Source organism: Streptomyces sp. HUAS MG56 (genome assembly GCF_058673395.1).
In genome coordinates, this window is sequence record NZ_CM178722.1 from 5,782,517 (window position 1) to 5,796,512 (window position 13,996).

Consider the following 13,996-nt stretch of genomic DNA (forward strand, 5'->3'; position numbering starts at 1 on the left):
GACGTCCGACGTCTCACCATGCGGGACCAGGGTGGTGGAATTCGGGCGCTCGTTAGACTGAGCCGACACAAACGAACCGAGCGAGGAGCGCACGTGGGCCTTGTCGTGCAGAAGTACGGAGGCTCCTCCGTAGCCGATGCCGAGGGCATCAAGCGCGTCGCCAAGCGGATCGTGGAAGCGAAGAAGAACGGCAACCAGGTTGTCGTCGTCGTTTCCGCGATGGGCGACACGACGGACGAGCTGATCGATCTCGCCGAGCAGGTTTCTCCGATGCCTGCCGGGCGTGAGTTCGACATGCTGCTGACCGCCGGAGAGCGGATCTCCATGGCCCTGCTGGCGATGGCGATCAAGAACCTGGGGCATGAAGCCCAGTCGTTCACCGGCAGCCAGGCAGGCGTCATCACCGACTCGGTCCACAACAAAGCCCGGATCATCGACGTCACGCCGGGGCGGATCCGGGAGTCGCTCGACAAGGGCAACATCGCGATCGTCGCCGGTTTCCAGGGCGTCAGCCAGGACAAGAAGGACATCACCACGCTGGGCCGCGGCGGGTCCGACACCACGGCCGTGGCGCTGGCCGCCGCGCTCGACGCCGAGGTCTGCGAGATCTACACCGACGTCGACGGCGTGTTCACCGCCGACCCGCGTGTGGTGAAGAAGGCGAAGAAGATCGACTGGATCTCCTTCGAGGACATGCTGGAGCTGGCCGCGTCCGGGTCCAAGGTGCTGCTCCACCGCTGTGTGGAGTACGCCCGCCGCTACAACATCCCGATCCACGTCCGCTCCAGCTTCAGCGGGCTGCAGGGCACGTGGGTCAGCAGTGAGCCGATTGGGGACAAGCAGGTGGAGCAGGCCATCATCTCCGGTGTCGCGCACGACACCTCCGAGGCCAAGATCACGGTCGTCGGTGTGCCGGACAAGCCGGGTGAGGCCGCCGCGATCTTCCGGACCATCGCCGATGCCGAGATCAACATCGACATGGTCGTGCAGAACGTGTCCGCCGCCGCGACCGGCCTGACGGACATCTCCTTCACGCTGCCGAAGACCGAGGGCCGCAAGGCCATCGACGCGCTGGAGAAGAACCGGCCGGGCATCGGCTTCGACTCGCTGCGCTACGACGACCAGATCGGGAAGATCTCGCTGGTCGGCGCCGGGATGAAGACCAACCCGGGCGTCACGGCCTCCTTCTTCGAGGCGCTGTCCGACGCCGGCGTGAACATCGAGCTGATCTCGACCTCCGAGATCCGCATCTCGGTCGTCACGCGCGCCGACGACGTGCCGGAGGCCGTGCGCGCCGTGCACACCGCCTTCGGACTCGACTCCGACACCGACGAGGCCGTCGTCTACGGAGGCACGGGCCGGTAATGGCACCGACCGGCAGGCCGACGCTCGCGGTCGTGGGAGCGACCGGGGCCGTCGGCGCGGTCATGCTCCAGATCCTGTCCCAGCGCGCGGACATCTGGGGCGAGATCCGCCTGATCGCCTCCCCGCGCTCGGTCGGCCGCAAGCTGGCCGTGCGCGGGGCGGAGGTCGAGGTGGTGGGCCTGAGCGAAGAAGCCTTCGACGGGGTCGACATCGCCCTGTTCGACGTGCCGGACGAGGTCGCCGCCGCGTGGGCGCCGGTCGCCGTCGCGCGCGGCGCGGTCGTCGTCGACAACTCGGCCGCCTTCCGGCTCGATGCCGAGGTGCCGCTCGTGGTGCCCGAGGTCAACCCGCACGCCGTTCGGATGCGGCCGCGCGGGATCGTCGCCAACCCCAACTGCACGACCCTGACGATGATCGTCGCCCTGGGCGCGCTGCACGCCGAGTTCGGGCTGCGCGAGCTGGTGGTGTCGTCGTACCAGGCGGTGAGCGGGGCCGGGCAGGCCGGTGTGGACACGCTGCGGGCCCAGATGTCCCTGGTGGCCGGTACCGAGCTGGGGACGAAACCCGGTGACGTGCGGCGGGCCGTCGGCGAGCACACCGGCCCGTTCCCGGAGCCGGTCGCGCTGAACGTCGTGCCGTGGGCCGGGTCGCTGCGTGAGGACGGCTGGTCCTCGGAGGAGATGAAGGTCCGCGACGAGGCCCGCAAGATCCTCGGGCTGCCGCAGCTGCCGGTCGCCGTGACCTGCGTCCGGGTGCCGGTCGTGACCACCCACTCCCTGACTGTCCACGCCCGCTTCCAGGGCGAGGTCACCGTCGACGGCGCCCGCGAGATCCTCGCGACCGCGCCGGGGGTCGTCCTCTACGACGATCCGGAGGCCGGTGAGTTCCCGACCCCGGCCGACGTCGTCGGCACCGATCCGACCTGGGTCGGGCGGGTGCGGCGCGCCCTGGACGACCCGACCGCGCTGGAGCTGTTCGTCTGCGGCGACAACCTCCGCAAGGGCGCCGCGCTGAACACCGCGCAGATCGCCGAACTGGTCGCCGCGGAGAGAGCCGCGGAGAGCACGGCGTAGAGATTCGGCCACCGAGTCCGAAAAACGGCAAGAGGTTTATAGGATCCGTGTAAGGAATGTGGCCGGAAGCATGGTCCAAACCACTTGATCCACTGGATCACGGCGACAGAGGATTTCCCTCCCCGCCCCCGCAACCGTGCGCGGGGCGGGGAGCGTCTTTGCGGTCACTCTTCGGGCGCGGGGACGCCGTGAGCGGACCGGGCGTGGGGACGCCTGCTCCACATCGGACATAGGGGAAGAGCGGGACGCATGACGGCTCTCGAAGCACCGTCGGTTGTCGCATATGTGACGTCCGGCACGTACAACCCTGGCGGGGGGAGGCGTGTCCAACAGGCGTGGCAGAGGTACTCGAACTCAGTGCGGCCCGCGGCACCGCGGCACTCCGGCCGCCCCGTGCGGCGCTGCGGCCCCGCACGCCCGGCGGCATGCCGGTGATCGCGCCCATGCCCGCCGCGCGGCCCGCCCGCATACCCAGTCAGCGAGACGAAGCCGGAGCCGAGGGGGCCGCGGCGGACGCGGTCGCCGGGACCACCGTCGACCACCTCACCGAGACCTACCGCGCGCACTACCGCTCCCTGCTGGGCCTGGCCGCGCTGCTCCTCGACGACACCGCCTCCTGCGAGGACGTCGTACAGGAGGCCTTCATCCGCGTGCACTCCGCCCGCAAACGCGTGCGCGACCCGGAGAAGACCCTCGCCTATCTGCGCCAGACGGTCGTCAACCTCTCCCGCTCCACGCTGCGCCGGCGCATCCTCGGCCTGAAGCTGCTCTCCAAGCCGATGCCCGACATGGCCAGCGCGGAGGAGGGCGCCTACGACCAGCTGGAGCGCCGCGACCTCATCAAGGCGATGAAGGGCCTCCAGCGCCGCCAGCGCGAGGTCCTGGTGCTGCGCTACTTCGCGGACATGACCGAGGCGCAGGTCGCCGAGACCCTGGGGATCTCCCTGGGTTCGGTGAAGGCGTACGGCTCGCGCGGCATCGCCGCGCTGCGGGTGGCCATGGAGGCACCGGCATGAGTGAGCGAGGGCCGGCATGAGGCGGCACGACGAGGACGAGCACAAGCAATCGCACGCTGGGAACGGAACTGTGAACCACGGCCCCGACGAGAAGAACGCCGAGGGGCTCGGCCCGGATCCCGACGGGCTCGGTGCGGAGCTCGGCGGCCTCGGGGACGATGAGCTCGCGCTGCGGCGGATGCTGCACTCCGTCGTCGACGACATCGAGCCGCGGTCCGGTTCGCTGGAGCGGCTGCGGCGCGCGGTGCCGGCCCGGCGGGCCCGCAAGCGGCAGGCCGTCGTCGGGGTGGCCGCCGCGGCCCTGTTCTTCGGCACGGCGATCCCGGCCCTCGTGCACGTCTCGGACGCCGGCGGCACCGACCCCGACACCGCCATGGCCGGCCAGTCCTCCCAGGCCCAGGGCGGCACCGGGCAGGACCCGGCCCCGGCCGGCGGCACCTCCGGGAAGAAGGGCGGGGGCAGCGCGAGCGCCGAGCCCGGCCGGCAGCCCGGCAGGACCGGCGAGAAGGGCAGGAGCGGCGGCGGCGCCACCAGCTCCGCGGGCGCCGATCCGAGCGCCACGCTCTCCGCGGGCGGCGCCCCGGTGTGCAAGGCCGCGCAGTTGGGGTCCGCGACCGGCAGTGCCGCCGCGCCCGACACCGCGGGCGTCGTCTACGGCACGTTCCAGGTCACCAACACCTCCTCCGTCGCGTGCTCCGTCGGCGGCGCGGGCAAGGTCACCCCCGCCGCTCAGGGCGCGGCCGACCCGGCCAAGATCGTCACCGCCCGGCATGTGGCCGGGGACGCGGCGACCGGGCTGCCCGACCCGTCGCTGGAGGTCTCCGGACTGGTGCTGCAGCCCGGCGCGGCGTACGAGGAGAAGTTCGCCTTCGTGCCCTCGCAGTCCTGCCCCACCTCCGGCGGCTCCACCGCCACGGGCGGCTCCACCGCCGGTTCCACCGGCGGCCCGTCGCCGGACCCGACGCCCACCCCGCAGGCCGGCGCCTCCGGCACCGCGGGCTCGGACACGGGCGGCACGACGTCGGGCACGACGACCCAGCTGGGCACGGAGGGGGGCACGGCCCCGGGGAGTGTCGTGGTCACGCACACCGCCCAGGGCGGCTCGCCGACGGCCTCGGCGACGGTGCCGCAGGCGTGCGCCGGGACCGTGTACTACACCGGGGTGCTGGCGGGGCCGTAATAACCCCGGCGGCGCCTCCTACGGGGCGCTCACCGCGGCCGGGGTCTCTTCCTCCTCCGGCACCAGGAGGCCCAGCGCGGCGTCCCGTACCGCCTCCGCCTCGCGCCGCAGCAGGCGGAACCACATGAAGACCACGAAGCCCGCGAAGACGAACCACTCGCCGGTGTAGCCGAGGTTCTGGAAGGCCTTCAGGTCCAGGCCGCTGCCCGACGGGGCGGTCGCGGGGACGGGCTTCATGCCGGAGTCGGCCGTGTCGAGGGTGATCCAGGCGTCGTACAGCTTGTACGGCACCAGGTTGACCAGCGACGCCGAGCTGATCGCCGCAGTCTGGCCCGCCGGGAGCCCGCCGGCCGCGCTGACCCCGTTGTCACCGGGCGTCTCGGAGGCCTGGAGCGCGCCGGTGACGGTGACCTCACCGGTCGGCGGGGCCGGGGCCTTCGCGGCGTCAGCCGTGCCCGGCAGCCAGCCCCGTACGACCGGCAGGGCCTTGCCGGAGTCGGTGCGCAGCAGCGTGAGGACGTAGAAGCCGTTCCTGTCGTCGAGCTGCCGGCCGGGCACCAGCAGCTGGGTGCCGTACCGGCCGTGCGCGCTGACCCGGCGGCCGGAGGTCGCCTGGTCCACGGGCAGCATCGTGTCCAGCGGCTTCGCGGTCTCCCGCTGGTCGGAGGCGGCCTGCTTGGTCGCGGCGCGGCTGTCGTGCACCCGCCCCTCGAACCGGCTCAGCTGCCACGACCCCATGAAGACGCAGAACGGGATGGCGAGCAGCACGAAGACGTTGATGCCCCACCAGCGGGGTGTCAGCAGAAAGCGGTACACGCCCTCCACGGTACGGCGCCGCCGCCGGACCCCCGCCCGCGGGGCGCCCGATAGCGACCTGCCCGACCGGTCCCACATGGCGCGATTGTCCTCTCGTCGGTTCGGCGGGACGGACACCGGCGGGCGCTGTGCGGTCAGGAGCCGAAAGTTATCCACAGGCTGCGGACACTCGCCACACAATTGTCGGCGCGGCCAGGCAGTATGGGCGCATGACTGGGGCGATGAGCGAGAGCGACATGCACGACATGCACGACCTGCCGGACTGGGAGAAGCGCTTCCGGGCGCCGCGGGTGTCACTGCCCGACTGGGCGGAGGACGCACCGGACCGCTCCCTGTTCGTGTCGAACGCGACGGGGACGTACGAGCTGTACGCCTGGGACCGCGCGACGGGCGAGCAGCGCCAGGCGACGGACCGGCCGAACGGCACGACGGACGGCGTGCTCTCCCCGGACGGCGCCTGGATCTGGTGGTTCGACGACAAGGACGGCGACGAGTTCGGCGTCTGGCGCCGCCAGCCCTTCGCGGGCGGCGCGGCCGAGCCGGCGGTCCCCGGCCTCGCCCCCTCCTACCCGGCCGGGCTGGCCCTCGCCCGCGACGGCCGCACGGCGGTGGTCGGCCGCTCCACCGACGAGGACGGTACGACGATCCACCTCGCCCGCGCGGGCGAGGCCCCGGCCGAGATCTACCGCCACCGCGAGTCGGCGGGCGTCGGCGACCTCTCGCGCGACGGCTCCCTGATCGCCGTCGAGCACACCGAGCACGGCGACGCCATGCACGCGGCGCTGCGCGTGCTGCGCCCGGACGGCACGACGGTCGCCGAGCTGGACGACACCAAGGGCGGCACCGAGGAGCTGGGCCTCGAAGTGCTCGGCTTCGCCCCCGTCGACGGCGACACCCGGCTGCTCATCGGCCATCAGCGCCGGGGCCGCTGGGAGCCCATGGTGTGGGACGTGGTGACGGGCGAGGAGACCGACCTCGCCCTGGAGCTGCCGGGCGACGTCGGTGCCGAGTGGTACCCGGACGGCTCGGCCCTGCTCGTCGCGCACGGCTTCGAGGCCCGCAGCGAGCTGTTCCGCCTCGACCTCGCGAGCCGCGAGCTGACCCGCATCCCCACCCCGCCCGGCACGGTGTCGGGCGCCACGGCCCGCCCCGACGGCAGCGTGGAGTACCTGTGGTCGTCGGCCGAGGAGCCGCCGGCCGTGCGCTCCACGTCCGGCGGGGTCGTCCTGGACCCCCCGGGCCTGCTGTGCCCGCCGTCGGTGGCGGTGGAGGACGCCTGGGTGGAGGGCCCCGGCGGCCGCATCCACGCCCTGATCCAGAAGCCCGCGGGCGCGACCGGCCCCCTGCCCACGGTCTTCGACCTGCACGGCGGCCCGACCTGGCACGACAGCGACTCCTTCGCCGCGGGCCCGGCCGCCTGGGTCGACCAGGGGTACGCGGTGATCCGCGTCAACTACCGCGGCTCCACGGGATACGGCCGCGCCTGGACCGACGCCCTCAAGCACCGGGTCGGCCTGATCGAGCTGGAGGACGTGGCGGCGGTCCGCGACTGGGCGGTCTCCTCCGGCCTCGCCGACCCCGAGCGCCTGGTCCTCACCGGCGGCTCCTGGGGCGGCTATCTCACCCTGCTCGGCATCGGCACCCAGCCGGACGCCTGGACGGTGGGCATCGCGGTCGTGCCCGTCGCGGACTACGTCACCGCGTACCACGACGAGATGGAGGCCCTGAAGGCCATGGACCGCACCCTGCTGGGCGGCACCCCGGAGGAGGTCCCGGAGCGCTTCGAGGCGTCCTCCCCGCTGACGTACGTCGACGCGGTCAAGGCCCCGGTCTACATCTCGGCCGGAGTCAACGACCCCCGCTGCCCGATCCGCCAGATCGACAACTACGTCAAGCGCCTGGACGCCCGCGGCGCCACCCACGAGGTCTACCGCTACGACGCCGGCCACGGCTCCCTGGTCGTGGACGAGCGCATCAAGCAGGTCCGGCTGGAGATGGACTTCGCGGCGCGGCACCTGCCCAAGGCGTAACCCCCGTACGGGTCAGCGCAGTTCCGCGAGGCCTCTGCGGGTGGCGGCGACGACGACACGGTCCCCCTTCTCCAGCACATGGTCCGGGGCCGTGTCGGTGCGGCCCTCCAGGGCCAGGGCCCGCCAGGAGCCCGCCTGGAAGGCCTCGCGTACGGTGCGGCCCTCCAGCTGGGGATGGCCGGCCACGTCCACGGAGGCGAAGAGCAGGACCCTGCGGCCCACGGGGATCGCGCCCACCACCTGCCGGCCGAGCATCGCCCCGGCGAACGCGGGCGCGGCCAGGTGCGTGACGCTGCGGCTCCGGGTCAGCGCGTGCGGGTACGCGGCCCGCAGGGTGCGGTAGACCGCGGTGGCGAAGTCGTCGTCGTAGAGCCGGAGCACCACCCGCAGATCGGGCCGTACGGTGCGCGCGTACAGCACCGCCTCCAGGTTGGTGGTGTCGGCGCTGGTCACGGCGAGGAGGGCGTACGCGCGGTGGATCTTGGCGGCCTCCAGGACGCCTTCCTGGGTGACGTCGCCGAGGACCACCGGCACCCGCAGGCGGCGCGCGGTCGCGAGGCCGCGGGCCTCCGGGTCGGACTCCACGCACACGACGGGGACGTTCAGTTCGCGCAGCCGGGTCATGACCCGGGTGCCGATCTTCCCCAGCCCGAGCAGCACCACGTGCCCGCCGAGGCCGCGCGGCGGCTTGCGCAGGGCGGAGGCGGTGCGGAAGGTGCCCAGCGCCTCCAGCACGGCCGCCAGCAGCACCGGCAGCAGCAGCAACCCGACCAACGCGGACAGGAGTTGGAGGAGCTGCCGGCCGAGGGGCGCCTCCTTGGCGGGGTCGTCGATCGCGAGCAGATCGAGGAGGGTGTAGTAGAAGGCGCGCAGCGGCTGGATCCCGCTGACCAGCCACAGCGCGACGGCGAGCGCGACGACGCAGGCCACCATGCCCGCCAGCGACCAGCGCAGCCGGCGTGAGAACAGCGAGGCGAGCGGCGGCACGCCCCCCACCCCGCGGCCGGCCATCCCGCGCCCGCCCGCCCGGCGGCCGGCCGTGTCCGCGTCCGGGCCGCCCGCCGCCGACGCCTGCTCCAGCACCAGCGCCGTGCGCCCGCCGGCCCGGGCGACCTCCTCGTCGTCGGGCAGCAGCCGCGTCTCCTGCTCCCCGTTGCCGTCCGGGCCCTCCCCGCCGGCCCGGTCGCCCGCCGACAGCAGGGCCAGCGTGTACAGGCCGGAGCCGGCGGGCCGCCCGTCCGCGGACAGCGGGCGTTCCACGGCCCGCAGCAGCAGGCCCTCGGTCTGGACGACCTTGCTGGTGCCCGTGACCGCGGTCGCGGCGAGCGCGGGCGCGGCGGTGTCGGCGTCCGACAGCACGGTCGTGGAGGCGTCCGCGGCGCCCTCGCCGTCACCGGTCGCCAACGCGGCGGCCTGGTCGAGGAGTTCCTCGATGTGCTGGCCCAGCCGGCGGTTGTAGAGCCGCAGGACGAGGCGCAGCCGCGGGTTGAGACGACGGGCGGTCAGGGCGGCGCGGATGTTGGTCTCGTCGTCGTCGAAGACGAGGGCGAGCGCGGCGGCCCGCTCCACCCCGGCCTCGGCGAGCACGGCCTCGCCGAGGCCGACGGCCTCCAGCACCCGGGGTCCGTCCTGCCCGTCCGCACCGCCGGAGCCGCTCGCGGCGGGCGGCGTCGTGGCCCCGGCGACGGCACCCGCCCGGCCCACCGTCGCGCTCACCACGCGGTCGAACAGCGCCGCCGACGCCGCCCGGGCCCGGCCGACCACCGGCGGGCGGGCGGTGCGCTCGTCCGGCGGTACGACCAGGGTGACCTGCTCGCCGTAGACCCCGCGCAACTCGGCGGCCAGCCGGTGCGCGAGCCCGTCGTCACCGCACACCACCATGTGCGCACGCGGGGCCCTCGGCCCGCCGCGCGCGGCACCCTGGCCTCCCTGATTCGGAACGCTCACCACGAGGGAAAAGAGTGCCCCAAGAAGAAGAGTGGTTCCAGCAACGGTGTGAACACCTGCGCAAGCATGCGCGTACCGAGGGGGAGGGAGCACACCAGCCGGAGGTAACCGCGTGGCCATCACCGAAGACGCCCCACCCGGTGCGCAGGAACGCCCCGCTGACGCGTCGTCGGATCAGGAGGGCCGTCGGCTCAGCTCTCCGCTGGTGCTGGTCCTGACCCTGCTCCTCGCCGTGCTCGCCCAGTCCCCGATCCGCGGACTTCTCGGCACCCCGCTGATGCAGAGCTGGATGACGGTGTTCGTCGCGGTGACCATGCAGGCGCTGCCCTTCCTGGTGCTCGGCGTGCTGCTCTCGGCGGCGCTCGCGGCGTTCGTCCCGCCGTCCTTCTTCGCGCGCGCCCTGCCGAGCCGTCCCGCCCTCGCCGTCCCGGTGGCCGGGGTCGCGGGCGCGATCCTGCCGGGCTGCGAGTGCGCGTCGGTGCCGGTGGCGGGCGCGCTGGTGCGCCGGGGCGTCACCCCGGCCGCCGCCCTCGCCTTCCTCCTCTCCGCCCCGGCCATCAACCCGATCGTGCTGACCGCCACCGCCGTGGCCTTTCCCCGCGACCCGGAGATGGTCCTCGGCCGGTTCGCCGCGAGCCTGCTGGTGGCGTGCGTGATGGGCTGGCTGTGGCAGCGGCTGGGCCGCACCGACTGGCTGCGCCCGCCGGCCCACGGCGCGCACGAGGGCGCGACCAGGTGGGAGGCGTTCTGGAACTCGGTCCGGCACGACACCGTGCACGCCGGCGGTTTCCTGGTGCTCGGCGCGATGGCCGCCGCGACCCTGAAGGCGGTGGCCCCCGCACAGTGGCTGCGCACGGCCGCCGCGAACCCGCTGGTCGCGATCCTCGCCCTCGCCGTCCTCGCCGTACTGCTGTCCATCTGCTCGGAGGCGGACGCGTTCGTCGCGGCCTCCCTGACCCAGTTCTCCCTGACGGCCAAGCTGGTGTTCCTGGTGGTGGGCCCGATGATCGACCTCAAGCTGTTCGCGATGCAGGCCGGCACCTTCGGCCGCGGCTTCGCCCTGCGCTTCGCCCCCGCCACCTTCGCGATGGCCGTCGCGGGTGCCGTGGTGGTCGGGACGGTGCTGCTGTGAACCGCCAGTCCCAGGCCGCCGTCATGTTCCTGCTCGGCGCCGCGCTGCTGCACGCGGGCAGCACCGGTCTGTATCTGCGCTACGTCAAGGCGGGCCTGCAGCCGCTGCTGCTGGCGTCGGGCGCGGTACTGATCGTGGGGGCGCTGGCGACCGTCTGGTACGAGCGCGGGCGGCATCGCCTGCGGCAGCGGACAAACGAGGGCCAGGCCCACGAGGGTGATGCTCACGAGAGGCATGCTCACGAGGGGCATGCTCACCCCGAACCCCGGGTCTCCTGGCTTCTGTTGCTGCCTCTCCTCGCGCTCATCCTCGTCGCGCCGCCCGCCCTCGGCTCGTACAGCGCGCTGCGCTCGGGGACGGCGCTGCAGAAGCCGTACGGCGTCGGGCCGCTGCCCGGCGGCAGCGGGCCCGCGCGGTTGTCCGTGGTCGACTACGCCTCCCGCGCGGCCTACGGCAACGGCCGTTCCCTGAGCGGACGGACGGTCCAGGTCACCGGGTTCCTCGCGCTGGACGGTTCGGGGCAGCCGTATCTGGTGCGGATGGCCCTCAACTGCTGTGCCGCGGACGCCCAGCCGGTCAAGATCGGGCTGACCGGTCAACTGCCGCCGGTGCTGCGGCCGGACGCGTGGCTGGAGGTGACCGGTGCGTACAGCCCCCGGCTGGGCCGCGACCCCGTCAACAACGGGCCGATCCCGTTCCTGAAGGTCAGCTCGGCACAGCCGGTGCCGGTGCCGCACGATCCGTACGACGAGACGTGGAACAACTGAACGCCCGCCGACGCGCGCGACCCGCCTACGCCCCGGTCAGATCGAAGCGCTCCAGGTCCCGCAGCCACGCCTGGGCGTTGCCGTCCGAGGGGGCGCGCCAGTCGCCGCGCGGGGAGAGGGCGCCGCCGGCCGAGACCTTCGGGCCGTTCGGCATGGCGGAGCGTTTGAACTGGGAGAAGCCGAAGAAGCGGCGGACGAAGACCTCCAGCCAGCGGCGGATCTCGGGGAGGTCGTAGGCGCGGCGCTCGGCCTCGGGGAAGCCGGGGGGCCAGGCGCCGGCCTCCTGGTCGTGCCAGGCGTGCCAGGCCAGGAAGGCGATCTTCGAGGGGCGGAAGCCGTAGCGCAGCACGTGCCAGAGGGTGAAGTCGTGCAGCGCGTACGGGCCGATCTTCGACTCGGTGGACTGCATCTCCTCGCCGGGTACGAGTTCGGGGCTGATCTCCGTGTCGAGGATCGCGGTGAGGATCTTGCCGGTCTCGTCGTCGAACTGGCCGCTGCTGACGACCCAGCGGATCAGGTGCTGGATCAGCGTCTTCGGCACGCCGGAGTTGACGTTGTAGTGGCTCATCTGGTCGCCGACGCCGTACGTGCACCAGCCGAGCGCCAGCTCGGAGAGGTCGCCGGTGCCGAGGACGATGCCGTCGCGCTGGTTGGCCAGCCGGAACAGGTAGTCGGTGCGCAGGCCCGCCTGGACGTTCTCGAAGGTGACGTCGTAGACCGGCTCGCCGGCGGCGAAGGGGTGGCCCATCTCCTTCAGCATCAGCCGCGCCGTCGGCGTGATGTCCAGCTCGGACGCCGTGACGCCGAGGGCGCGCATCAGCTTGTGGGCGTTGTCCTTGGTGTGGTCGCTGGTGGCGAAGCCGGGCAGGGTGAAGGCCAGGATGTCGCTGCGCGGGCGGCCGGCGCGGTCCATCGCGCGCGCGGCGACGATCAGCGCGTGCGTGGAGTCCAGGCCGCCGGAGACGCCGATGACGACCTTGGGGCCGCCGATCGAGGCGAGGCGCTGCTGGAGCCCGGCGACCTGGATGTTGTAGGCCTCGTAGCAGTCCAGGGCGAGCCGCTCGGCGTCGGCGGGCACGAACGGGAAGCGCTCCAGGCGGCGGCGCAGGCCCAGGTCGGTGGTGGTGGGCGGGGCGAGCTCGAAGGACACCGTGCGGAAGTCGGCGGTGCGGGCGGCGTGGGTGCGGCGGTTGTCGTCGAAGGTGCCCGTCCGCTGGCGCTCCTGGCGCAGCAGGTCGAGGTCGACGTCGGCGACGGCGTACTGCTCTCCGGCCGGGAAGCGCTCGGTCTCGGCCAGCAGCACCCCGTTCTCGTAGATCAGGGTCTGGCCGTCCCAGGACAGGTCGGTGGTGGACTCGCCGAGACCGGCGGCCGCGTACACGTAGGCGGCGTGGCAGCGCTCGGAGGCCGAGCGGCACAGCAGCTTGCGGTCCTCGGCGCGGCCGACGGTGATCGGGCTGCCGGAGAGGTTGAGCAGGACGGTCGCGCCCGCCAGCGCCGCCTCCGCGCTCGGCGGCACCGGGACCCACATGTCCTCGCAGATCTCGGTGTGCAGGACCAGTCCGGGCACGTCGTCCGCCGCGAAGAGCAGGTCCACGCCGAAGGGGAGGTCGGCACCGGCCAGGCGGATCGTTCCGCCGCGCTCGTCGTCGCCCGCGGCGATCTGGCGGCGCTCGTAGAACTCGCGGTAGTTCGGCGGGTACGACTTCGGTACGACGCCGAGGATCCGGCCCCGGTGGACCAGCACCGCGCAGTTGTAGACCCGGCCGCGGTGGCGCAGCGGGGCGCCGACCACCAGCACCGGCAGCAGCTCGGCCGACCCGGCGACGACGGTGGCGAGCGCCGACTCGACCTCGTCCAGCAGGGCGTCCTGGAGCAGCAGGTCCTCGATCGCGTACCCGGACAGGCACATCTCGGGGAACACGGCGACCGCGACGCCCTCCTCGTCGCACCGGCGCGCGTGGCGCAGGACGGAGGCGGCGTTGGCGGGCGGGTCGGCGATGACGGTGTGGCCGGTGCAGGCGGCGACACGTGCGAGGCCGTGCTGATAGATCGACCAGAAGCTCAACGGGACCTCTCTCACGGCTCCACGACGTTCCTGCGGGGTGCTACGAGGAAAGCCTACGGGGGCCGCGCCGGGAGGGTCAGGACAGGCCCGAAGCGCGCAGTACGCCCTCGGCCGCCTCGCCGTCGATGCGGTGGCCGAGCCGGTCCAGCACGTCGGCGCCCTGGCGCAGCGTGCCGCGCTCCAGGGAGCGGCGCACCCCGGTGTCGAGTTCGTGCCAGAGCAGCGGGTTGGCCGCGAGGATCCGGGGGTCCAGTTCCAGCCGGTGGCCGTGGACGTCCCGCAGGACCAGGTGGGAGGAGACGCCGTCGTACTGCCGTACGGCCGTGAGTGCGTCGGTGCGGACGACGCGCCGGCGCCAGGGGGTGCGCACCGCGAGCCAGCCGGGGCCCGCGCTCACCCGCTGCGGCAGCAGCACCACGCCCACCGCTGTCGCGAGGGCGGCCCAGAGCAGGGCGCGCGGCCCGGTCAGGGTGCCGGCGTCCCAGTCGACCAGGAAGGCGAGCGTGCCGAAGAGGAGGGCACAGCTCGCCGCGAGCCGGGCACTGCCACGCCAGTGACGGTCGCGGGCGGTCCCGGCCGCTGTGCTGCGTCGCATGGTGCCG

Annotated in this window: 11 protein-coding genes; 7 read left to right on the forward strand and 4 right to left on the reverse strand. The window is 73.3% G+C overall.

Annotated elements, in window-relative coordinates; genetic code table 11:
• Positions 1 to 93: 93 nt before the first annotated feature.
• From AC4OXY_RS27380 to AC4OXY_RS27395, 4 genes are all read left to right on the forward strand, one after another.
• Positions 94 to 1,365: an aspartate kinase gene (locus AC4OXY_RS27380; protein WP_356029761.1), complete on the forward strand. Its 1,272-nt coding sequence runs from the start codon at positions 94 to 96 to the stop codon at positions 1,363 to 1,365.
• A complete protein-coding gene (locus AC4OXY_RS27385) occupies positions 1,365 to 2,438 on the forward strand; it encodes an aspartate-semialdehyde dehydrogenase (protein ID WP_356029760.1) in 1,074 nt (357 codons plus the stop codon). The genes AC4OXY_RS27380 and AC4OXY_RS27385 overlap by 1 nt, the downstream gene beginning before the upstream one ends.
• A 335-nt stretch (positions 2,439 to 2,773) precedes the next feature.
• Positions 2,774 to 3,454, forward strand: coding sequence for a SigE family RNA polymerase sigma factor (locus AC4OXY_RS27390; RefSeq protein WP_079176770.1), 681 nt, complete (start codon positions 2,774 to 2,776; stop codon positions 3,452 to 3,454).
• A gap of 70 nt (positions 3,455 to 3,524) precedes the next feature.
• Entirely contained in the window at positions 3,525 to 4,634 is a 1,110-nt protein-coding gene (locus AC4OXY_RS27395; protein WP_356029758.1) for a hypothetical protein, read from the forward strand.
• Positions 4,635 to 4,652: 18 nt separating this feature from the next.
• Here the strand turns inward: AC4OXY_RS27395 and AC4OXY_RS27400 are convergent, their stop codons facing one another.
• Entirely contained in the window at positions 4,653 to 5,450 is a 798-nt protein-coding gene (locus AC4OXY_RS27400; RefSeq protein ID WP_356029757.1) for an SURF1 family protein, read from the reverse strand.
• A gap of 221 nt (positions 5,451 to 5,671) precedes the next feature.
• Here AC4OXY_RS27400 and AC4OXY_RS27405 point away from each other — a divergent pair, with 221 nt between their 5' ends.
• Positions 5,672 to 7,480 carry a S9 family peptidase gene (locus tag AC4OXY_RS27405; protein ID WP_491991242.1) on the forward strand — a complete coding sequence of 603 codons (1,809 nt, stop codon included), beginning with the start codon at positions 5,672 to 5,674 and terminating at the stop codon, positions 7,478 to 7,480.
• 12 nt (positions 7,481 to 7,492) lie between these two features.
• On the opposite strand, the gene AC4OXY_RS27410 is transcribed toward AC4OXY_RS27405, so the two are convergent.
• Complete coding sequence (locus AC4OXY_RS27410) at positions 7,493 to 9,361, reverse strand: NAD-binding protein (RefSeq protein ID WP_356029867.1); 1,869 nt, start codon at positions 9,359 to 9,361, stop codon at positions 7,493 to 7,495.
• 178 nt (positions 9,362 to 9,539) lie between these two features.
• Between AC4OXY_RS27410 and AC4OXY_RS27415 the strand changes: the two genes are divergently transcribed.
• Both AC4OXY_RS27415 and AC4OXY_RS27420 read left to right on the forward strand, forming a co-directional pair.
• Positions 9,540 to 10,559 (forward strand): permease, encoded by a 1,020-nt coding sequence (locus AC4OXY_RS27415; RefSeq protein WP_491991243.1) that lies wholly within the window; start codon positions 9,540 to 9,542, stop codon positions 10,557 to 10,559.
• Entirely contained in the window at positions 10,556 to 11,326 is a 771-nt protein-coding gene (locus AC4OXY_RS27420; RefSeq protein WP_362822353.1) for a TIGR03943 family putative permease subunit, read from the forward strand. Before AC4OXY_RS27415 ends, AC4OXY_RS27420 begins: the two co-directional genes overlap by 4 nt.
• A gap of 25 nt (positions 11,327 to 11,351) precedes the next feature.
• On the opposite strand, the gene AC4OXY_RS27425 is transcribed toward AC4OXY_RS27420, so the two are convergent.
• Both AC4OXY_RS27425 and AC4OXY_RS27430 read right to left on the reverse strand, forming a co-directional pair.
• The gene (locus tag AC4OXY_RS27425; protein WP_356029865.1) at positions 11,352 to 13,394 is read right to left on the reverse strand and encodes an NAD(+) synthase; all 2,043 of its coding nucleotides are present in this window, start codon (positions 13,392 to 13,394) and stop codon (positions 11,352 to 11,354) included.
• 76 nt (positions 13,395 to 13,470) lie between these two features.
• Entirely contained in the window at positions 13,471 to 13,989 is a 519-nt protein-coding gene (locus AC4OXY_RS27430; protein WP_356029752.1) for a hypothetical protein, read from the reverse strand.
• Between the last annotated feature and the right edge of the window lie 7 nt (positions 13,990 to 13,996).